Annotated in this window: 13 protein-coding genes; 1 reads left to right on the top strand and 12 read right to left on the bottom strand. The window is 58.3% G+C overall.

The window, feature by feature from the left end; all coding sequences use genetic code 11:
* Positions 1–29 precede the first annotated feature (29 nt).
* The 6 genes from uvrA to VGE55_RS04405 all read right to left on the bottom strand — a co-directional run bounded on the left by uvrA (position 30) and on the right by VGE55_RS04405 (position 14571).
* Entirely contained in the window at positions 30–5711 is a 5682-nt protein-coding gene (gene uvrA / locus VGE55_RS04430) for an excinuclease ABC subunit UvrA (RefSeq protein WP_331130871.1), read from the bottom strand.
* Positions 5712–5905: 194 nt separating this feature from the next.
* Positions 5906–6577 carry a hypothetical protein gene (locus VGE55_RS04425; RefSeq protein WP_331130498.1) on the bottom strand — a complete coding sequence of 224 codons (672 nt, stop codon included), beginning with the start codon at positions 6575–6577 and terminating at the stop codon, positions 5906–5908.
* A 180-nt stretch (positions 6578–6757) separates the two neighbouring features.
* The gene (gene aroG / locus VGE55_RS04420; protein ID WP_331130497.1) at positions 6758–7825 is read right to left on the bottom strand and encodes a 3-deoxy-7-phosphoheptulonate synthase AroG; all 1068 of its coding nucleotides are present in this window, start codon (positions 7823–7825) and stop codon (positions 6758–6760) included.
* Between the two features lie 314 nt (positions 7826–8139).
* Positions 8140–9609, bottom strand: coding sequence for a metalloprotease TldD (gene tldD / locus VGE55_RS04415; RefSeq protein WP_331130496.1), 1470 nt, complete (start codon positions 9607–9609; stop codon positions 8140–8142).
* A gap of 15 nt (positions 9610–9624) precedes the next feature.
* Positions 9625–10473 (bottom strand): carbon-nitrogen hydrolase family protein, encoded by an 849-nt coding sequence (locus VGE55_RS04410; protein ID WP_331130495.1) that lies wholly within the window; start codon positions 10471–10473, stop codon positions 9625–9627.
* A complete protein-coding gene (locus VGE55_RS04405) occupies positions 10474–14571 on the bottom strand; it encodes a YhdP family protein (protein ID WP_331130494.1) in 4098 nt (1365 codons plus the stop codon).
* Positions 14572–14658: 87 nt separating this feature from the next.
* Here VGE55_RS04405 and glnE point away from each other — a divergent pair, with 87 nt between their 5' ends.
* Positions 14659–17367, top strand: coding sequence for a bifunctional [glutamate--ammonia ligase]-adenylyl-L-tyrosine phosphorylase/[glutamate--ammonia-ligase] adenylyltransferase (glnE, locus tag VGE55_RS04400; RefSeq protein WP_331130493.1), 2709 nt, complete (start codon positions 14659–14661; stop codon positions 17365–17367).
* Positions 17368–17393: 26 nt separating this feature from the next.
* Here glnE and mtgA read toward each other — a convergent pair whose 3' ends face one another.
* From mtgA to VGE55_RS04370, 6 genes are read right to left on the bottom strand one after another with little or no spacing between them, the layout of a single operon-like run.
* Entirely contained in the window at positions 17394–18134 is a 741-nt protein-coding gene (mtgA, locus tag VGE55_RS04395) for a monofunctional biosynthetic peptidoglycan transglycosylase (RefSeq protein WP_331130492.1), read from the bottom strand.
* Positions 18127–18987 (bottom strand): shikimate dehydrogenase, encoded by an 861-nt coding sequence (gene aroE, locus VGE55_RS04390; protein WP_331130491.1) that lies wholly within the window; start codon positions 18985–18987, stop codon positions 18127–18129. Before aroE ends, mtgA begins: the two co-directional genes overlap by 8 nt.
* A 5-nt stretch (positions 18988–18992) precedes the next feature.
* Positions 18993–19856, bottom strand: coding sequence for a TonB family protein (locus tag VGE55_RS04385; RefSeq protein WP_331130870.1), 864 nt, complete (start codon positions 19854–19856; stop codon positions 18993–18995).
* Positions 19856–21856 (bottom strand): ribonuclease catalytic domain-containing protein, encoded by a 2001-nt coding sequence (locus VGE55_RS04380; protein WP_331130490.1) that lies wholly within the window; start codon positions 21854–21856, stop codon positions 19856–19858. Before VGE55_RS04380 ends, VGE55_RS04385 begins: the two co-directional genes overlap by 1 nt.
* A complete protein-coding gene (locus VGE55_RS04375) occupies positions 21853–22437 on the bottom strand; it encodes a chorismate--pyruvate lyase family protein (protein WP_331130489.1) in 585 nt (194 codons plus the stop codon). Before VGE55_RS04375 ends, VGE55_RS04380 begins: the two co-directional genes overlap by 4 nt.
* Positions 22434–23078, bottom strand: a complete 645-nt coding sequence (locus tag VGE55_RS04370) for a YqiA/YcfP family alpha/beta fold hydrolase (RefSeq protein ID WP_331130488.1) — start codon at positions 23076–23078, stop codon at positions 22434–22436. Before VGE55_RS04370 ends, VGE55_RS04375 begins: the two co-directional genes overlap by 4 nt.

Here is a 23078-nt window from a genome sequence, read left to right as displayed (position 1 = left end):
CTCAGTTAACGCACACGCACGGTAAACAATTACCCGCCCCGGCTGGCATAAAAATCAGCCAGCGCTTTGGCCGTGTACCTGGGCTTCTTCCCCTTGCCCATGCCCTTGCCCGCCGCAACGTGCTGTGGGCTGCCTTGGGCCACCAACTGCCCGCCGCCCACACCCGCTTCTGGCCCCATGTCGATCACCCAATCGGCCTGGGCAATCAAGTCGAGGTCGTGCTCTATCACCACCACCGTGTGGCCCGCATCCACCAGGCGGTGCAGCACGGCAATCAGCTTTTCTACGTCGTTCATGTGCAGGCCCACCGTCGGTTCATCCAGCACATACAGGGTGTGGGGGTTGACGCGGTTGTCACGAACCTTGGTCAGCTCTGTCACCAACTTAATGCGCTGCGCCTCACCACCACTGAGGGTGGGGCTGGGCTGGCCCAGGGTGAGGTAACCCAAGCCCACATCGGCCAACAGTTGCAGTGGCTGAGCAATGCTGGGGTGTGCAGTAAAAAATGGTGCGGCTTCTTCCACACTCATGTTGAGAATGTCGGCAGCGGTTTTGTCACGCCAGGTCACCTGCAAGGTATCGGGGTTGAAGCGTGCTCCCCGACAGGCCTCGCAGAGCACTTTGACATCGGGCAAAAAGTTCATCTCGATGGTTTGCATACCCTGCCCTTCACACACCGGGCAACGCCCTGGGCCGGTGTTGAAGCTGAAACGGCTGGCTTCAAAACCCCGCAAGCGGGCTTCGGCAGTATCTGCCATCACCGTACGAATGCGGTTCCAAAAGCCAATGTACGTGGCCGGGCAACTGCGCGGGGTTTTTCCAATGGGGGTTTGGTCCACTTCCAGCACACGGGCCACGGCCGGTGCATTGTCAATCGCATCGCAAGCAAACCAGTTTGAATGGACGCCCCCGCGTTTGCTTTGGGTGGCCACGGCTTGCCGCATATTGGCCAACAGAATGTCGCGGGCCAGGGTGGACTTGCCCGAGCCTGACACACCGGTAACCGCCACCAAGCGGCCCAATGGAATGTCCACATCCAGACCTTGAATGTTGTGCAGTGTGGCGTTGCGAATGCGCAGCTGTTGCGTGGTTTTGTCCACTGGGCGGCGCGGTTGCAACAGGTGTGGTATTGGTTGCTTGAGGTAACGGCCGGTGAGGGAATTGGGGTCATCGCGGACCTCGGCCACACTGCCTTGCGACATGATGGCCCCACCCAGCTTGCCCGCACCTGGGCCAATGTCCACCAAGCGGTCAGCACGCAGCATGGTGTCAATGTCATGCTCCACCACCACCAAGGTGTTGCCCTTGCTGCGCAATTCATCCAGCGCATCCAGCAGGCGATGATTGTCACGGGTGTGCAGGCCGATGGTGGGCTCGTCCAGCACATAACACACACCACGCAGGTTGGTACCCAACTGGCTGGCCAGGCGAATACGCTGCGCCTCACCACCACTCAAGGTCGGTGCACTGCGGTTGAGGTGCAGGTAATCCAGACCGACCTGCTTCAAAAACTTCAGGCGGCCGGCCATTTCAATTCGAATGTCTTTGGCAATGGTTTCTTCGCGCGCATCCAGCTTAAGGGCCTCCACCCAGTGCAATGCATCGGTCACGGTTTGGTCGGCCAGCTCGGCAATGCTTTGCCCTTTAAACTTCACAGCCAGGGCCGTGGCGTTCAGGCGTTGGCCATCACATTGGCCACACACCAAGCCGCTGCCGAGGTAGCCAGCGTCATCGGTTTCGTCGTCTTGCTCACTGCGGTCTTGCTCAGCCAGCCAGCGCCCTTCTTCACCCGTGGTGTCGGCATCAAAGCCATCCACCTTTTCGCCAACACCAAAGCAGCTTGGGCACCAGCCGTGTTTGCTGTTGTAGCTGAACAAGCGGGGGTCAAGCTCAGGAAAGCTGCGTGCACAACTTGGGCAGGCGCGTTTGGTTGAGAAAAACTGAATGGTTGATTCAGGCTCACGGCCTGAGCTCGTACTTTCAACCATCACGGTGCCTTTTCCAAACTCAAGGGCACGCGCCAATACTTCGCGCAGTTTTTTTTCACCCTTGGCATTCACGGTGAGTGTGTCTACCGGCACTTCAATGTGGTGTTCTTGATAACGGGCCAGTTTGGGCCAAGGGTTGGTGGGTACGTATGCACCATCCACCCGCAAGCGTTCATAACCCCTGTCGACCGCCCATTTGGCGATTTCGTTGTAAATACCTTTTCGGCCTTGTACCAAGGGAGCCAGCAAAGTAATTTCCTTACCCTTGTAGGCCTGCATGATTTGCGCCAGCATCGAGTCCATGCTTTGCGGGGCAATGGGCACTTCGCACGTGGGGCAATGTTGAATACCCAGCTTCACAAACAGCAAGCGCAGGAAGTGGTACACCTCGGTGACGGTGGCCACTGTACTTTTACGACCACCCCGACTGGTGCGCTGCTCAATGGCCACCGTAGGTGGAATGCCAAAAATAGCGTCCACCTCGGGCTTGGCAGCAGGCTGCACAAATTGGCGTGCATAGGCGTTCAGGCTTTCCAGATACCGGCGCTGACCTTCGGAAAACAGAATGTCAAAGGCCAAGGTGGATTTACCGCTGCCTGATGGACCGGTAATGACCGTCATTTGCTCACGGGGAATGGTGAGGCTGATGTTTTTCAGGTTGTGTTCGCGGGCGTGCAGAATTTCAATGCCATCGGTACTGGCGCGGCGTGTAGTTGACACTTCATACAGTGCATCGGGCTCACGCGCTGAGCCTGCGTGTTCGCCTGCATTGAGATCGGCAGCTTTCAGCAAATTGCGCTGCTTGCGGTATTGCGCAATGGCCACACCCGTATGGCTGTGCTTGTGTTTGGCCAATGCGTCGGGCGTACCCTGGGCCACCAACTCACCCCCAAACTCGCCCGCCTCGGGCCCTAGGTCGATTAACCAGTCGGCCGCACAAATCACATCCAGGTTGTGCTCCACCACCAACACACTGTGGCCGGCCTGCTGCAGCAGGCGCAGGCTCTTCATGAGCTTGGCTACATCGTCAAAGTGCAGGCCGGTGGTGGGTTCGTCAAACACAAACAGATCGCCCCGCTTGGCCACTTTCTGGCCGCTGACGGTGGGTTTGAGTTCAGCCAAAAAGCCAGCCAGCTTCAGGCGTTGGGCTTCGCCACCGCTCAAGGTCGGCACGGGTTGCCCCAGGCGCAGGTAGTTCAAACCCACTTCAGCCAAGGGTTGCAATGTTTTGCGCAAGGCACTGTCGTGATCAAACAGGTGCAGGGCTTGGTCCACGGTCAGTTCCAGCACTTGGTGCATGTTCAGCACCTGGCCCTTGCGTTCAATGGTCACTTCCAGGGCCTCGGGCCGGTAGCGGGTGCCGTTGCATTCACCACAGCGCAAATAGACATCGCTCAGGAATTGCATTTCCACATGCTCAAAGCCATTGCCACCGCACATGGGGCAACGGCCATCGCCACTGTTGAAACTGAAAAAGCCGGGGGTATAGCCCCGCTCCACCGCCACCGTGGTTTTAGAGAATATTTTGCGAAGCTCATCAAATGCGCCCACATAGCTGGCGGGGTTGCTTCGCGTGGTTTTGCCGATGGGGCTTTGGTCCACGAAGGCCAGTTGGCCGATCAACTCGGCACCATCCAGGGAGTCAAACTCACCTGGTGCTTCGGTGGGCTCGCCCTTGATTTTTTTGAGTGCGGGCACCAGCACGTCTTGCACCAGGGTGGACTTGCCTGAACCCGACACCCCTGTGAGCACCACCAGCCGATTCAGGGGCAGCTTGAAATCAATGTTTTTCAGGTTGTTGGCGCGCACACCGCTGAGCAGCAAGTGCTGCGCACCATCGCCCAGCGCTTTATCAGTGGGGGCCACCACTTTGAGGTCGCCCTTGAGGTAACGGGCAGTCAATGAGTCCGCCGTTTCAATGGCTGCCGGGGCTCCATCAAACACAATCTGTCCACCCGCCTCACCGGGGCCTGGACCGATGTCGATGAGACGGTCGGCCTGGTTCATGAGCTGCGGGTCGTGCTCCACCACCACCAGGGTATTGCCCGCCTCTTTTAGGCGTTGCATGGCCGTGGCCACGCGGGCAATGTCGCGGGGGTGCAGACCCACCGAAGGTTCATCCAGCACAAACAGGGTATTCACCAGCGAACTGCCCAAGGCAGTGGTCAGGTTGATGCGCTGCACTTCACCACCACTCAGCGTGCGGCTTTGCCGGTCCAGCGTGAGGTAGCCCAATCCCACTTGAATGAGAAACTGCAAGCGGGTGCGAATTTCCTGAAGCACCAGGTCGCTGGCTTCGTCGAGCGCGCCGGGCAATTGCAGGTTTGCAAACAGCTGGGCCACTTTCACCAAGGGCATCATCATGATGTCGTGAATGTTGTGGCGTGCATCGGCATGCGGCAGTTTCCACAACAGCGAGTCGGGCTTTAGCCGTGCGCCGTTACAAGCTGTGCAGGGGGTGTAGCTGCGGTACTTCGACAACATAACCCGCACATGCATTTTGTAAGTGCGGGTTTCCAGCCATTCAAAAAAACGGGCTACGCCATAAAACAAGGGGCCATCCCAGTTGCCATCAAAATTGGCATCACCCTCAATCACCCAAAGTTGGTGTTCTTCGGGCAGGTGCTTGAAGGCAATGTCGGTGGCTATGCCGCGCTGCTTGGCGTATTTCACCAGGTCCTTTTGGCAAGGCTTGAAGCTTTCGGTTTGCCAGGGCTTGACGCAGCCCTCAGCAAGGGATTTGTTTTCATCGGGAATCACCAGACCGTAATCAATGCCAATCACCCGACCAAAACCCCGGCAGGTTTCGCAAGCGCCCAAGGGGGAATTAAACGAGAAGTGGCTGGGCAAGGGCTTGGCATAGTCGATGTCGCAAGTGGCGCAATGCAAGCCTTCGGAGAAACGCCAAGGTGCGGCAGCCTCACCATCATCATCGGGCAATGCAAAAATGTTCACTTTGCCTTTGCCCCGGTGCAGGGCCGAGGCGATGGCATCGCTCAAACGGCTTTCTTCGGTGTTGCCCACGCGGAAACGGTCCTGCACCACGTCCAGAATTTTGTGGGTGGGTGCATTGCTGGCCACCGTTTTTTTGGACTTGGCACCTTTGGGTTTGCTGGTTTTTTTACTGTCTTTTTTTGGGTCAACCACTGCATCAGCCAGTTGCACCAAGGTTTCGCGGTGCACACGGGTGTAGCCCTGCGCACTCAAAAAGTCTTCTACATCCTGTTCGCTCAAGGTCAGCGGCACGGTGACTGGGAATGTAATCACCACACGGGGGTCGTTCTGTGCAGCAGCCCGCTCACGCAGGGTGGACTGAATGCTGGCGGGTGTGTCTTCGCGCACCCACTGCCCGCATTGGCGGCAGTGCAAATGGGCAGCACGCGCGTAGATCAGTTTCAAGTGGTCGTTGATTTCGGTCATGGTGCCCACGGTGCTGCGGGATGTGCGTACCGGGTTGGCCTGGTCGATGGCAATGGCAGGCAACACGCCGTCAATGCTGTCCACATCGGGTTTATCCATGCGGTCCAGAAACTGGCGCGCATAGGGCGAGAAAGTTTCAACATACCGGCGCTGGCCTTCGGCATACAACGTGTCGAACACCAGAGAGCTTTTACCGCTGCCACTGACCCCGGTGAACACGGTGATTTCGCCGGTTTTAATATCGAGGTTGAGGTTTTTGAGGTTGTGCTGCCGGGCACCGCGAATGCGGATGAGCTTGCCCAGGTAGGTGGATTCGGTGGCGGGGGAAGGTGCGCGCTTGCGTGTCATCGGAAAGCCTGCGGAGTGGGTTACTGCAAGCTTTTGATTGTAAACGCTGGGGGTGAACGCGACTTTGGGTCAGCCTGAAACTGCCGACCCAAAATGGTCATTCTATGTGAGCCAATCATCGCCTTTCCAATACGTGGATTAAAGACACCTCACCAGTGGTCTGCGACATAGGACGGATAGCGCTGCGCACGTTGGTTGGCCTGGGTCACGAGATAGTCTGGATCTTCTGAGAAAGGCGACACACGGCTGCGAACCGCCGAAGATTGGATGGAAGTGTGCAGTGTTTTGGTAGCCCCAACCGTTTTGCGATAGGCATCCGCGATCTTTGCCACTTTCTCGGACGGGGCCACGCGCAAGTTGGCATCGCCGTAGGCCAACGCCAATGGATGGTGTTTTTCGGAACCGTCAACAGCATGGCCTTGACAGTCGGGTGCGTCGGTGGGGTCGAGCACCGCTGCAACCAGGCTTTCAGCAAAGCGCACATGGTCTTTGAAGGTGCCAAGCTCCTGCTCCCGATCGAACAATGAGTAGGGGGGCTTTCCCTTGCGGATGCATTTAAGGTCCTCGTCGTAGGTTCGGAAAATGGCCTTGAGACCAGCCTTCAAATTGCTGCTGAGTTGGTACACATTTTTTGCGGAGGCTTTGAGTTGGGGGCACGCTTCACGGCCAAGCGATTTCACCGCATCTTTGAGTACCTTCGCCTGCGCCTTGATTTCCCGAACCGGCCCCAACCAGTCGTTAAACGCGCCAACGCTGCTGAGCATGTCGTGTTGCAAACCCTGTGCTTTCAACTGCATGCAACTGCTTTCGGCGTATGGCATTAAGGCCTCCATGATTTGAAATGGACCCCTAAGTAGCACTTTGCAAATGAATGGTTCGAAACGCCTCAGTTCTGCAGACGCCAGGCCTGGACGTAAAAAAACCGGGCACAGGGCCCGGTTTGGCTGGTGGATTGGGGCTGCTGGCTGCAAACCCTGAGGTGTGCTGTGACTGCCCGGCGTTTACTGCCCAGCAGAGGCCAAGCGGCGCTTGCGCACCCCTGCAGCCAGGGTTTCCAGCACCTGCAGGCTGTCATCCCAACCCACGCAGCCGTCGGTAATGCTCTGGCCGTAGGTGAGGGGCTTGCCCGGCTCCAGGTCTTGGCGGCCTTCCACCAAGTGGCTTTCCACCATCACACCCATGATGCGGCGGTCGCCAGCAGCCAACTGCTCGGCAATGTTGTCGCAAACGCCCACCTGGTTTTTGGGCACTTTGCTGCTGTTGCCGTGGCTGGCATCAATCATGATGCGGGCAGCCAGGCCCGATTTGCCGATCTCAACAGCCGCTGCTTCTACGCTGGCTGCATCGTAATTGGGCGCTTTGCCGCCGCGCAAAATCACATGGCAGTCTTCATTGCCGGTGGTGCTGACAATGGCGCTGCGTCCTTCCTTGGTCACGCTCAGGAAGTGGTGGGGGTGCTGGGCGGCCTTGATGGCGTCCACTGCAATTTTCACGTTGCCATCGGTGCCGTTTTTGAAGCCCACTGGGCAGCTCAGCCCACTAGACAGTTCGCGGTGAATCTGGCTTTCGGTGGTGCGGGCACCAATGGCACCCCAGCTCACCAGGTCGGCAATGTACTGCGGGGTAATCATGTCCAGAAATTCGGTACCGGCGGGCAGGCCCAGGCTGTTGATGTTCACCAGCACTTCACGGGCAATTCGCAAACCCTTGTTGATCTGGAAGCTGCCGTCCAGGTCGGGGTCGTTGATCAAGCCTTTCCAGCCCACGGTGGTGCGGGGCTTTTCGAAGTACACCCGCATCACGATTTCGAGGTCTTCCGCGTACTTTTGGCGATAGGCCATCAGCTTGCCAGCGTACTCCATGGCGGCCTTGGTGTCGTGGATGGAGCAAGGGCCCATCACCACGATGAGGCGGTCATCAGCCCCATGCAAAATTTGGTGCAAGGCCTTGCGGCAGCCCGACACCGTTTGAGCGATGGCCTCGGTGATGGGCACCTCTGCGATGAGGGCTGCGGGGGTTTGCAGCTCTTTGATTTCTTTGATTCTCAAGTCGTCTGTTACCGTGTTCATTGCCAATTCTCCTGAGCGCTGGCGTGTTTTTTATCAACCCGTTTTCGCGACCCATGGGTTAAAAAAAAACCGCCAGGTATTCAGAGCCTGGCGGTTTTGGGTGTTTGGTACTTCAGTGTGTGTTACGCACAACCCTCGTCCGCCGCTTGCCAAAACCAGGCAAAGAAGCTGTAAAACGCGTAAAAAGAATGGGCGTGGGTATATTTCATGCCTTTACTCTAAACGATTTTTGCTGTGCCGGGCAAGCCAAGTACCGGATTGTAACAAGGTTTTCTGTGGTCTCGCTGACACAGCGCAAGCGTCGGTTAAGCCCTTTACTGCGTTCCACCCATCACCAAACCGTCAATCCGCAGGGTTGGTTGCCCCACACCAACGGGCACGCTCTGGCCTTCCTTGCCACAGGTACCCACGCCGTCGTCCAGGGCCATGTCGTTACCGACCATGGAAATTTTGGTGAGTGAGTCTGGCCCGTTGCCAATCAGCGTGGCGCCTTTCAAGGGGTAGGTGATTTTGCCGTTTTCAATTTTGTAGGCCAGCGAAGCCGAAAACACAAACTTACCGCTGGTGATGTCCACCTGGCCGCCGCCAAAGTTCACGGCGTACACACCGTCCTTCACGCTGGCGATGATTTCTTCGGGCGTTTTGTTGCCATTCAACATGTAGGTGTTGGTCATGCGGGGCATGGGCAGGTGGGCAAAACTCTCGCGGCGGCCATTGCCGGTCACCGGCATTTTCATGAGACGCGCGTTGGTGATGTCCTGAATGTAGCCCTTGAGGATGCCGTCTTCAATCAGTGTGGTGCACTCGGTTTTGTTGCCTTCATCGTCAATGTTCAACGAACCCCGGCGGCCCGCCAGTGTGCCATCGTCCACAATAGTCACGCCCTTGGCGGCCACGCGTTGGCCGATCATGCCCGAGAAAGCGCTGCTGCCCTTGCGGTTGAAGTCGCCTTCCAGACCATGGCCAATGGCTTCATGCAGCAAAATGCCGGGCCAGCCCGAGCCCAGCACCACGGTTTGAGCGCCTGCCGGTGCAGGTTTGGCTTCGAGGTTGACCAAGGCTTCGTCCACCGCCTTGTGGGCATGGGCCTGCAAAAACTCATCGGTAAACCGGGCAAAGTCGAATCGGCCACCCGCGCCAGAATTGCCGGTTTCGCGGCGGCCTTTGTGCTCCACCACCACGCTCACATTGATGCGAACCAAGGGGCGAACATCGGCGGCCAGCACGCCATCGCTGCGGGCCACCAGCACCACGTCGTAGGCGCCCACAATGTTGGCCATCACCTGCTTCACGCGGGGGTCCCGCTTGCGGGCAAACTGCTCCAGACGCTTCAGCAGGGCCACTTTCTCGGTTGAACTGAGGGATGGAATGGGATTGAGCGGCGCATACAGCGCCAAACCAGCATTGGCGGTAAAGCCTTTGCCTGTTTTGAGGTTACGGTTGGCGGTTTTGCCCAGGGCGGCAATTTCACGCACGCTTTTGGCCGCCGCCAAGATGGGCTTCAAAGCAATGTCGTCGGAATAGGCAAAGGCAGTTTTTTCGCCGCTGACCGCGCGCACGCCCACGCCTTGCTCAATGTTGTAGCTGCCGCTTTTGACAATGCCTTCATCCAGGGACCAACCTTCCACGCACCCATACTGAAAATACAGGTCGGCAAAATCCACCTTGTGGCTGAACATTTCGCCAAAGGCCTTGTGCACCACCTGCTCGTCGATGCCGTAGGGCGTCCACAACAGGTTTTGGGCAATGGCGAGGTTTTCGATGGATGGGTCAACAACGTTCATGAATGGATGTTCCTTTTACAACACGCGGTGGGTCAGCGCTGGCAGGCTGGCCCGGATATCGTTCATCTTAGCAGGGTCCACGGTGCCCATCACCACACCCTCACCGTCGGCTTGCACAGCCTCTACCTCACCCCAGGCATTCACCAGCATGGAATGCCCATAGGTGCGGCGACCATTGGGGTGCAGACCGCCCTGCCCGCAGGCCAGCACATAGCATTGGTTTTCAATGGCGCGGGCGCGCATCAACACCTCCCAGTGGGCACGGCCGGTCGTGTAAGTAAATGCAGCCGGCATCAGGATCAGGTCCAGCGGGCCTTGAAGCTGCCCCATGCGGCGGTACAACTCGGGAAAGCGCAGGTCGTAACAGACTGACAAGCCGACATTCAAGCCAGCCAATTCGGCAACCACGGGCGTGTTGCCGGCTTTCAACACCCGGGCCTCGTCGTAACTCTCGGCGCCTTTGTTAAAGCAGAACAGGTGGATTTTGTCGTAGCGGGCCACGCACTGGCCTGTGCTGTCGAAGGCCAGGCTGCTGTTGAACACCCGCGGTGTTGCATCGGGCAGATCGACCTCGGGCACTTTCAGCGGCAGCGTGCCCGCCACGATGTTGACTTGGTTGCTGGCCGCCACTTCGGACAAAAATGTTTGGATGGGCCCGTGTCCATAGGCCTCGGCAATGGCCAGTTTGTCAGTGTCTTTGTGGCCCATCAGGCAGAAATACTCCGGCAACAGCACCAACTCGGCGCCCTCGGCGGCAGCCCGCTGAACAAGGCGCTCGGCGGTTTCCAGGTTGCGCTCTAGCTCGGGGGTGGAAATCATTTGCAGGGCAGCAACGCGCACTGCGGCAGGCGTGTTTGGGGTCATTCATCCTCCTCGGGCATCGCCGGTTTCACCCGACTTTTTCAGGCGTTCAATGGTAGGTGATGCCCATGGACCACTGACCTTGTACTGAACCGAGAACACCTTGGAAATGGGGTCTTTGAACAAAAAATCTGCAATCAGAGAGGCAATGCCCACTGCGGGGTTGGCTGCAATCAGCGAATACACCAGCGACCCCCCGGTGGCGTTCAAGTCAGGCAACACCACCACGTTCAGGTTTTGCGTTTCTTTGTCAAGGTCGAGGGTGCCGTCCATCAGCACCGTGGCGCTGGGCGCCGTCATTTTGAAATTTCGGGTGGTGGCTATGCCTTCATTCAGGGTGACATCGGCCTCAATGGTGTCGTAGGCAAAACCTTGGGAAAAAATGTCCTTGAAGTCCAGCGTAAAGCGCCGAGGAATGCTTTGCAGTGACAGCACGCCCAGCAACTTGGCGGCACCCGGGTCGGCCTTCAAAAACTGGCCTTTTCGGCTACTTAGTTTGAACTGCCCACTCAAGCTGTCGTAATCGATGCTGGTGGGCCCATCGTTCCAACGCAGACGGCCGGTCAAGGTGCCTTCACCGCCCTTGAAAACATCATTCATGCCCAAGCGGGCCAGCAACCCACCGGCGTCTTTCACGGTTTGATTGATGTCGAGGTCTGTGCGTTGGTTAACGAGGCCCGGGGTGTACTGCCAAACGCCTTTCGCTACAGTCACGGACTCGGGGTTTTCAAGTTTCAACTCCTCCAGACGCCATTCGCGTTGCCGCTGCGGGTTGGACAGCACTTCATCCCGGGTTTGGTTGAATGCCCGCACCGTGAGCGCACCCATGCGCAGGTCGTTCATCACAAACTCATCGGCCTGCACATCCAGTGCAGGAATGCTGGATGCGGGTTCATCCACCAGCTTTTTCACCCCGCCATCCAGCGACTTCGGAATGGTCAGCTTTTTGAAGCGTGCCAGCACAGCGCCTTCCGGGCGGGCTTTGTCTTTCACCCAGGACAAGTAGCCATCCACACCTTTGGCTGCCACATCAAACTGCCAACGCTTTTCAATGGTGCGGGCCGTGAGCGACACGCCTTCAAACGACTTGCCACTGAGGTTGATTTTGTCTGCGCGCAGGCGCAGGCGCACCCGGGCTGAGCCATCCCCTTGCTCTGCCAACCAGTCGCCCAACAAACCGGTGGGGCGTTGCGCGCTGCCTTTGTGGGCCGAGGCCTCACCAGAAATTTGATCGACAATGTTGCGCCATGTGTCGACATCCAGCGTGGCCACCCGCACGTCACCCTGAATGCCAGCAGCAGGCACTGGCAAGGGGGTGCCAATCACAAACTGAAGTGAATCAACGTCGGTTTGTTCACCACGGTCACTGACCACCGCACGCAATTGGCCTGCCATGGCGGCGCTGTTGGTGCTGCCATCTGGCCCCAAGTCCACCGTCCACCGGCCCGTGTTGTTGCTGATGGATTGCTGGATTTTGAGGGGCAAACGAACATCCGCCTTTTTACCCAATGGCGCGGGAAGTTTGACCTCCAAGCCCTGAAGCTGGCTGTTGATGTCGATGTCCAGCCGATTGTTGCGGCTGCTGACCATGACACTAAAAGGCGTTGAGCCGGACAAATACGGCTCCATCAAGGGGTTGAGGTATTGGGCCAAACCAGCGGCGCGGGCTACACCCGTGGCCCGAATTTCCATGCGACCGTTGGCGTCGGTGGTGCCTTTGATTTGAACAGGAGCACCCAGGGCCTGCCCCTGCAATTGGTCGATTCGCAGGCCTTTGTTGGAAAAGGCAATGCTGCCGTCCAACGCAGTGACCTTGGGCATGCCACGCACCAGTTTGATGGCGTTGCCCTTCAATTGCAGGTTGCCTTTGACCTCGGTGTTTTGAACAGCATCCAGGGGGATGCGCAAGCCCAGCAGCAACTTTGCATTGCCCTCCGCATCCGCTTTGCTGAGTGCCTGCCCCAAGAGGCCACTCACCGGGCTGTTGTTGACATACGCCACCATGTTCTTGAGTTCGCCTTCACCGTGGCCATCAATGGTCAACAGTGTTTTGGTGGCCCCCAAATCGGCAATTTTGGCTTCCACGTTGCGCAGCGGCACACCCTGGGTTTCGGCGGTGTCCGCCACAATGCGCATGGCCTTGCCTTCAAACACGGCCCGGCCGCGAATGTTGCTGATCTGGGGCCACTCGGGTGCAAATTGCAGCACACCTTCTGAAAAGGGAATGTCGATGTTGAAACGCCCCGGATACTTGGCCTCACCGTACGGAAAATCACTGACCTTGCCCTCGATCACAAATTGGCCTTGCCGGGCCACACCACCTTTCAGGCCGGTCTGTAACCAGCTGCGGGCCGATTCACCCACCACCAAGGGCAAATACTTGGGCACTTGTTGAACCTGGGCCTGTTCAATCGAACCCCGGAGGTTCATTTCATCTTCCCCCTGCTCAACAAAACGGTAAGTGCCCTGCACATCAGCTGTTAAATCGGCGTTATGTACCCGAAGCTGTTGAACGGTGAGGTCAACCGGCGAGCCGGGTGTGAACAGGTTCGCCCAGCGGCCTTCACCTTGGAGGTCTGCAAATTCCAGCGAGGGGGTTTCAAACACCTCAGGCAGCGCCAAACTGCTGTTCTGGCCGTTGATTTGCCACTGGCCTTTTTGGTTATTGCCCCTGAACGAACCACTGAGATGTCGAAAACCTGTGACCTGCTTGCGAGCTGGCTGGCCTTTGGTTTGAATCTCGCTGGTGTGCAGCAAGGTCAAGTCCCGAAAAACCACATCGCTTTGAAAGGCGAGATCAACGGGCGCAGATTCCTGGCCAGCATTCCCACTTACCGCGGAAATCGGTGTTTTCCAGGTTAACAGGGCTTTGTCGAGACGGCCGGAAATGTCGTAATCATCGAGGCGCGCCAAGGCCTCGGCCTGCCCAATGTGCGGGGCCAATTCACGGGCCACAGCTCGCGCTTGCTCAGCATCCAGATTTTGAACAATCAGTGACCAGTTCAAGGCACTTTGCACTTCAGCCCTGGCAAAGCCCACATTACTAGGGCCAAACTGGCGTTGCCCACTCAGCTGCCCGGTCAGGTTTTTCAAGGTGACTGCAGTGGGCTTGAACAATGAATGCTCACCCTGCACCTCCACCAAGGCACTGGCATGGGTCAAACGAAATGGCGAGGCATCCACATCCGGATTGGACAGGCTGAAACGCTCCACCCGGGCATCCATGAGGGAACCTTGAACAAGACCCTCTGCAAAATCCAGCCAGATTCGGGCGTCGGCAGCCTCCAAGCCCACGTCCAGTTTGAACAGTTTCAGCAAACGGGCGATGGGCTCCGAATTGTCCAGCTTCAGGCTGGTAAACACCACGCCGGACCAATTCCGGACATTGCCGGGTTGGGTCGACCACAAAGGCGTGCTGAATCGGGACTGAACGCGGATGGGTTGCTGGCCCAAGGCAGGCAACACCAGCTCGCCCCCCAAACGGTGCTGCCCAAACGCATTGCGGAGAAGGACCTCACCCTGTGTAATGGCCGCGTTGGGCCAGAGGCCTTGGTCGTCTTGCCACACCACTTGAATGTCGTTCAGCAACACGCGCCGCTGACGCAGCAACCAGTCCAGACCAGGGTTGTCGGTACGTCCGTCCGGCTTGATGTGAATGCCAGCCACTTCAAACACCCCGTCATTCAACCGACGCACTTGCAACACGGGCGAATGAATTTCCAGATTGGACAAATTGGGGTTGAAAGCCAGCAAACTGGGCAGCGACCAGTCCATGCGAACCAGCGGTGTTTCAAAGCCGGGCGTGCCATCAGCCCTTGAAATGGTGAGCCCTTCCAGCGTGATTTGCGGACTTAAGCCCCGCCATTGGGCCTTTAGCGCACCCATTTTGACGGGCTGACCGGTTTGTTCGCTCAACCACTGCTCCAGGCGGGGTCGATAAGTATCCACCTGCGGCAACACCCACCACTTGAGCGCAATCAAGGCCATGCACAACGGGATGTAGAGGGAAGCCAACACCCAAAACGCCCAGGTGCGCGCCCGGCGCCACGGGTCAACCACAGCCAGTGTGGTCATTTCAACAGGGGTGGATTCGTCCAGCAAACAGTGCTTCCAACAAGAAGTGGTACATCGTGTACGCTATTGTAAAACCAAGCACCCTTACCGTACCGCCACCACATGACCCTCCCCATGGATTTCTGCCACGCTGTGTGGCCCGCCCATTCGCACTACGCCCAACGCTGGTTGAACCGTTTTCCGGACTGGAACACCGACACCGACCCGGGGCTGGACCTGATCACGCTCATCAACCGCTGGCTGGAACCGGCGCGGGGCCTGAGCGACGAGGCGGCGCTGATGAAGGCACTGCGGCTGGCCCGCCAGCGCAGCATGCTGGAAATCATGAAACGGGACCTGTTGAAGCAGGCGGAACTCTTTGAGGTCACCGAGGCCCTGTCCTTTTTGGCCGATGCCTCGGTGCAAATTGCACTCAACCACTGCCACGCTGCCCAGGTCGAACGGTATGGTGAGCCCGAGCAGCAAGACAGCCTGATGGTGGTGGGCATGGGCAAGCTGGGGGGTCTAGAACTGAATGCCTCCAGCGACATTGACCTGATTTTTTTGTACAACCAGGACGGCGAGACCCTGGGTGGTCCAACCGGCCGCAAACAGTCCCATGCAGAATTTTTTACCCAAGTGGGCCGCAAGCTGATCAAATTGATTTCGGAAGTGACCGAGGACGGCTTTGTGTTCCGGGTGGACATGCGGCTTCGCCCCAATGGCGACTCGGGCCCCCTGGTGGTCAGCCTGGACATGCTGGAAGAGTATTTCATGGTGCAGGGCCGGGAATGGGAACGCTATGCGTGGATCAAGGCGCGGGTCATCAACTGGACGGTGAACCCCAGCCAGGACGAGGCTTTTCAGCAAACGCTGAACAACCTGAACAGCATCATTCGGCCTTTTGTCTACCGGAAATACCTCGACTTCGGCGCCATTCGGGCTCTGCGGGCCTTGCATGCGCAAATTCGCAGCGAGGTGAACAAACGTGAGCACCAGCACCCCGGCACCGTGCACGTCAAACTGGGCCGCGGCGGTATTCGCGAAATTGAATTCACGGCCCAGGCTTTTCAGCTGATTCGGGGTGGGCGCGAACCCAAGCTGCAACGGCGGCGCACAGTGGACGTACTCGCGGTGTGTGTTGAACTGGGTTTGCTCAATGCTCACGAATTTGAACGCATGGTGGCGGCTTACCATTTTTTGCGCGATGTAGAGCACCGCCTGCAGTATGTGGACGATGCCCAAACCCACCGCTTGCCTGCAGGTGATGCCGAGGTACAGCGCATTGCCTTGTCCATGGGTTTTGACGATGCTGCGCTGTTCCAGCAAACCCTGACCGAGCACATGGCCTTTGTGGCCGATCACTTTGACCTGGTGTTTGGCGACAAAACCGAAGACGAAGAAACTGCGGACCTGTCCCTGCCCTGGCCGGAAAAGCTCACCCAAGGATTTAAAAACCCGCAGGCAGCCCAAGACCGTTACCAACAGTTTATCGAGTCGGGCCGCTACCAAACGCTGCCCACTGCCCACCGGGAACGGGTGGACCGGGTAATGCCGGCTTTGCTGGCAGCCTCAGGCTCATCCAATGAGCCCGATACCTGCTGGAAATTTTGCTGCGACCTCATTGAGACGGTGTCGCGACGCGGCGCTTACCTCTCGCTGCTGGACGAATACCCGGTGGCGCGCATGCGCGTCAGCCGCATGCTGGCGGCCAGCCCTTGGGCGGCACATTTTCTGATTCGCCACCCCATTTTGCTCGATGAGTTGCTGGACAGCCGCACCCTGCTGGCACCCCCCAACTTTGGCCAATGGAAAGCCCAGGTTCGGGAAGCCTTGGCACAGGCCGTGACGCCCGACGGGCAACCCGACCTGGAGCGCCAGATGGACCTGGTGCGCGAGCAACACCATGCACAGCTCTTCCGGGTGTTGGCACAAGACCTTGAAAACCTGCTGACCGTGGAAGTGGTGTCGGACCTGTTGTCCGAACTGGCCGACTGCACATTGGAAGTGGTGCTGGAAGCCGCGTGGAGCCAGGTGCCCAAACGCCATGTGGAGCAACCCAAATTTGCCATCATCGCCTACGGCAAACATGGCGGCAAAGAGTTGGGCTATGCGTCCGACCTGGACATGATTTTCCTGTTTGAAGACGACGACGAGCGTGCACCCGAACTGTACGCGAGCCTGGCCAAACGCGTGAACCGCTGGCTGACCACCCACACCGCAGCGGGCACCCTGTTTGAAACCGACTTCCGCTTACGCCCCAATGGAGAGGCTGGTTTGTTGGTGAGCACCGTGGACTCATTTGAATCCTACCAACGCCGTGAAGGCGGTGTGGGTGCATGGTTTTGGGAACACCAAGCCCTCACCCGCGCGCGCTTCTGTGTGGGCGATGCACACATTGGGCAACGGTTTGAAGCCCTGCGGGATGAAATTCTTTGCCTGCCCCGTGACTGGGCTGAGGTGAAACGTGAGGTGATTGCGATGCGCCACAAAATGCTGGAAGGCCACCCCAACCCGACTGAACTGTTTGATGTCAAGCACGACCGCGGCGGCATGGTGGATGTCGAGTTCATGGTGCAAGCCTTGGTGCTGGGCCATTCACACCAATACCCGGCGCTCACCAAAAACAAGGGCAACATTGCCTTGCTGAAAAAGTCGGGTGATTTGGGCTTGATACCCGCAGACCTGGCGCAGACAGTGGCCGATGCCTACCGACTGCTGCGTGCCAAACAACACGCCCTTCGATTGGCTGGCCATGAAAAAAGCCGCAGCAGCGACCCCGCCATGATGGCCCTGCGTCAGCCCATCCAAGCCTTGTGGGCTGAGCTGATGGGTGAAGACTGAACCAGGCCAATTGACGCAGACGTGTTTTATTTGGGCACCGCGACCTGATACAACCGGGCTTGAACGGTGGCGGTTTTTCGAGCCAGGAAGGGTGAGCCCCGGCGTTTGTCAAAGTAACGGGGGGCAGGCAGCATGCTGGCCAGTCGGGAGGCTTGGGCAGCGTTCAACTGGCTGGCATTGACGCCATAGTAATAGCGCGATGCGGCTTGCGCACCGTACACCCCATTGCCCCATTCCACCACGTTCAGGTACACCTCCAGAATGCGGCGTTTGCCCCAAATCGCCTCCAACATGAAGGCAATGACCAGTTCCTGCCCTTTGCGGATGTAACTGCGCTTGCTGGTCAAAAACAGGTTTTTGGCCAGTTGCTGGGTGATGGTCGACCCGCCATGCGTGACCTTGCCGCGCCGCTGGTTTTTTTGAATGGCCACTTCGATGGCCTCGGGCTCAACACCATAGTGGTTCATGAAACCGCTGTCTTCAGCCGCCACCACAGCGCGCTTCAGGTTCATCGAAATTTGGTCGTACGGCACCCACTCGTGTTTGAGCTGCGCACTGCGGTCGGTTTTGCGCATTTCTTCCAGGCGAATGTTCATGAAACTGGTGCTGCTGGGGTTAAAGCGGGCCCAGTATGTGATTTGCGCCAAGTACCACAACTGCAGCAACACCACTGCACAAAATGCCCAGAACAGCAACTTGAACACCCAGCGCACCGGGGCGAATACAACACCGCCGGCGCCTCGTTGTGTATTGCCCCGTTTAACCATGTTGCTGCCCCAACCCTTGTCGCATGCGGGCCAGGGTGGCCAGCCCATCGGGCGCACGCCCAGTCCAAATTTCAAAGGCCAAAGCCGCCTGAAACACCAGCATGCCCAAACCGTCGCTGGTGGGCAATGCCGGGTTCATGCTCGCCACCTTGCGTACAAAGGCTGTGGGCTCTGCACCGTACATCATGTCGTAGGCCAACACCGCGTTGTTGTACCAAGCGGGGTCCACTGCAGGTGCCTCACCAGCCAGGCTGGCCGACGAGGCATTCACCACCACGCGAGGCAAACTGGTGGATGGGGCTTTTGCATCAAAGCCAGCACCTGCAGAGGGCAAGCCAATACTGCTGGCCCGCTGGGCCAGGGCCTCAGCCTTGTGAACCGTGCGGTTCAAAATGGTCAATGCCTGCACACCGTGGTTTTTAAAGGCGGCCATGCAACCACTGGCAGCACCCCCGGCCCCCAGCAACACCACTTCACAATCGGCCAGGCTCAACTGCTGAGCCTGAAGTTGCCGGTTCAGGTCGCGACACAGCCCACCGCCATCGGTGTTGTCGGCACGTATGCCTTCCGAAGAAAACACCAGCGTGTTGGCCGCTTCTGCAAACCGCGCACCCTCGCTAAACTGGCTAGCCAATTCAAAGGCCGCCTGCTTGAAGGGCACGGTGACATTCGCACCCGCCACACCCGCTGCTTGCAAAGCGCGCACTGTGCCTACAAAGCCATCCAGCGGGGCCAGCACACGCTCATACTGAACAGGCAAACCCAACTGACTGGCAAAATCCCGGTGAATGGCTGGGGACTTGCTGTGGGCAATCGGGTTGCCCAAAACCACCAAACGCAAAGGCGTGCTCATTGTGTCTACTCGGTCCGTATTTCGTCACGGCTGAATACCCAGGTTCGGGTAATGGCCAGCACATCAATTTTTTGCCGCATGTCTGAGGAAAACGGCGGAAACGGCGCGGATTGCCGAAGAATGCGCACTGCCGCACGGTCCAAAATGGTTGAGCCTGACGACCGGTCAATTTCCACTTCCTCTAAACTGCCATCCGCCTTGATGTAAGCAGTTAATCGCAGTTTGCCGTAAATTTTTCCTTTCAGCTCATCGGGATAATGGGCATTTCCCACGGTTTCCACTTTGTGCCGCCAGGCTTCTTCGTACATGGCGAATATATACGGCGATGTGCGTGGGGAAAAGAAATGCTTGCGTGGCCGTTCGTTGTAGGTCTTGATGTTGTCGGCGATTTGGGCCTGCAAACGCTTGATCTCCAGGGCACGCTGGGATTGGTTGTCCTGGCCGTTGCGGCTGTCTGCCGACTCGATGGACGACTTGCCATCCGCATGCCCAAGCGCTGGGTCTTTGGGCGAAAACCGCAGGCCACCACCCGTCAGCTCACGCTGTAAGTGCTCCAATGCCTGCAACTTTTTCTGGCTGGCCACCAACTCGCGCTGCATCACCTCATCTTCAGCCTCGCTGGGCAAGGTGGTTGCGCGGCCTTTGTCCGCTTGCCCACCACCATCGAGTGCAACCTGTGCCAAGGCCTGCGCCTGGTCGGGCGACTTGGCGGATTTGGCATTCACCAAAATCACTTCCAGGGGTGCGCGCAGGGGTTTGTCCGCACGGGGCTTCACAAAGTGAATGCTGAGCAGCACAGCATGCAACACCACAGACAGCAACAAGGCTTTCTGAAGGTTGAACATGCGGCCTTGGAAACCCATCACCATCAAGCGGCAGCCTCCCCATTGTCGGGTGCCACATCCGCAGCTTCCCCAACAGATTCACCAACCGGTGAATCACCCACCAGTTCATCCAACTCCTCATCATCCAGCAAACGGGTCGGCGTGCCTTTCTTCAACGCAATCAACTTGCAGGACACCGTCAAGGTCAATTCATCGACCTCGTCCAGCTCCACCTCCACCTGCACACCACGGCCCGGTGAGGTGACGCCCACCAAGCGGACAAACAGAGGGATTTCATCCAGCCGTACCAGTTCGTCTTTCACCACCACCCCATCAAACTGTTTGCGGTTGCGCTGTTGAATCCAGCGCAGGCACCAGTAGCGTTCCATGCTTTGCTGGAACTCGGCATACGCCTTGTAGGTGATGTCGAAGCTGTTCACCGCCGACAGCAAGTCGGCATCGGTGGCGGTGTACACCGGGGCTTCCGAACGCAGCACCGAAATGAGTTGCTGCTGGTTAACCAAATCCACATAGCGGCGCAGGGGTGAGGTGCTCCAGGCATACTGGGGCACACCCAAACCCGCATGGGGTGCAGCATGGGTGGACATGCGCACGCGGCCCATGGGCGGTTGAATTCGGTAAATGCCGGTGACCTTGTGTTGATTCAGAAAGCCGCCCCACTCCCGGTTCACCAAAATCATCCATTCGGCCACCAGAATGTCCAACGGCGCATCGCGGCGGCGCGGCACAATGTCCACCGTGCCATCGTCGTGAACATAAAAGTTGAAGTCGATGCGGGCATGTTTCTCGGGTTGTCCACGCACGCGCTCCCGCTCCGCCTTCAGGGCCTTGGCACAGGTCCACAACACCTTCAGCGCCGGTAAAAACTCGCCCACTGCAGGCAACTCGGTGAGCGACGCATCTTCCAGCACCTCGGCACTCAAGGCCTCGTCCAAGTGGTTGTGGCGCAAATTGGCGGCAATCGGCACCTGTTCAATCACGCTGGTGTGGGTGCCAACCACCTCGCCGGTTTCCGTGTCCACGTCCACATAGAGGCTGACAGCTGGCACGGTGCGGCCTTCGGCCAAGGTACTGAACTCCACGACATTGGCGGGCAGCATGGTGATTTTGTCGCCCGGTGCGTACACGGTGGACAAGCGGTCCCGCGCCACTTTGTCGTGCGGGCTGCCACGCTCAATCAGCAAGGCCGGTGCGGCAATGTGTACCCCCACGCGGGCGCGCTTGCCCTCCAGCAGCACCACGCTGAATGCATCGTCAATTTCCGTGGTGGAAATGTCGTCAATTGAAAAAGCACGGACCGAGGCCACTGGCAATTCAGCCAATTCCTGCGGTACGGCGGGCGCGGGCAAATCAATCTCGGTACCCCTGGGGAAATGCACGGCCGCAAAACGGGCCCGCATCATCTCGTGCACGCTCTTGAACGCACCGCACTCCAGCAACAACACGTCGGGCGAGCGGCCTGCGCGGGTGCACGCCAGCATCAGGGCTTTGTACTCTTGACTGTTTTTGTCGGGCCGCACCAGCAGCAGAGCGGCCTGCTTCAAGAATGGGTCGGGCAATTCCCGTCGCACCAAGGCTTCGGCCCAGGCCTCCTGCTGCTCGGCCTGCAAACGCTTCTTTTCAAGACCAGCCAATGCCGCCTGCAAAATATCGGCGGGTGCGGCCTTGTACATGCCACGCCCCTTGCGGTGAAAATGAATCGGCGCCGAATGCAGGGCCAGCAAGGTGGCGGCCTGCTGAACCACGTTCGGCTTTTCACCAAAGTATTCTTGAGCCATTGCGGTGAACTCAAACTCATCGGCCGGTGCGCAGTCGTACAGCAACTGAGTGTCCACTTCCTTGGACAGGGCGTCGATGCTTTCTGCAAACTCGGCCATGTCGGGTGAATCAAACTTCAGGAAGATGCTGTTGGCTTTCACTTTGGTGCGTTTGCCATGCAAGGTTTCCACCTGGTAAGCGTTGCCCTGCTCTTGAAGCACCCGCCCTATTTTGAAGGCGCCGGCTTCTTCGAAATACACATTCATGCTGTGTCCTGCTTAAAAAGGTTTAGGGTGGGAAGAAACACTTCCATCACCCACAGCGGCGTGCGGCCCGGGCGGCGTTCAAACCGCGCACATCGGGCATACACCATCCGCATCGCATTCAAATTCAAATCCACCGGCAACCCCGCGCATGCCGGTTGCCTGCGGAGCAATTGTTGTATCCACGGCGTGCTGGCGGGCAAGCGCGCAAAGCGCAAAGGGCCGCGCCTCACGAGCGGATCGGTGAACAACACCGACCCCAAGGAGCGCTTTCCCAGTCGACTCCAAATAGGCCAGTCGCAGGCTTTGCCGTTCAAGGTCATCACGGTTTGCGCCAACACCACCACCTGGCCACCCACTTTCAAGCGCACCAGCCGCTGCCGCATGGTGTGCCGCCGTGTCGCCAGGTCATCAGGCACTGTTCGTGGCGGCACCGCAGCCAACCCTTGCGCCACGGGCTCCACCTCAAACCCCCGTTGCAGGCTTTTTAAGCGCACAGTCAGTGAGCCTGTGGTGCAGGCCCAGTCGCGCGCCCAGGTCGGCCAGGTGGCCGGGCATGCAGCATGCCAGCGGTTCACTGTCATGCCAACCCCATAAACAGGCGCACAAACGGCAGTTGCTCGTCATAATCGCTCAGGGCATGGTCTGAGCCCTGTATGCGCAATTGGTGGGCCCCTGGGTAGCGGGCCACCATGCTGGCAAAACTCAGCACCTCATCCCCGGTCGCCGCCACCAGCAGGTAGCGGTCTGCCTGGGTCAACTGCGTTGTTTCCATGGCCCGAAGCTCGTCCAGGTAGGCTGGAACAAACTCGATTTCCTCATCGGAAAAATACACCGCCTTGCGGCCAATCTGTTCTTGCAAATCGTTGTAAGGCTTCACCGCCGGGTTGAGCAAGGCAACGCGTGCATTGAGGTGGCGCTCGCCCAACACCGTGGCATAAAAGCCGCCCAGCGAACTGCCCATAAACCCCAAGCGCAAGCGGGGGTTGTTGTGCAGTCGAACCCGCAACTCGTCTTCAACCAAGGCCAGCGCCTGCGCCGGTGAGGCGGGCAAATCAGGCACCCACAGGCGGTCGCCCTGGCCTGCTTGCGCAAACGCATCAATGGTTTTTTGGGCTTTCACAGACCGCGAGCTGGAGCGAAAGCCGTGCAAATACACCACCCAGTCCAAGGGTTGAGGCGGTGCGGAAAATCCACCCGGGCTTTCCAGCACAAAAGGCCACAT

Origin of the sequence: Limnobacter sp. (assembly GCF_036405155.1) — a bacterium.
Taxonomy (GTDB): Bacteria; Pseudomonadota; Gammaproteobacteria; order Burkholderiales; family Burkholderiaceae_B; genus Limnobacter.
Note: the sequence above shows the minus strand (reverse complement) of the source record. Positions and strands in the feature narration are given on the sequence as shown.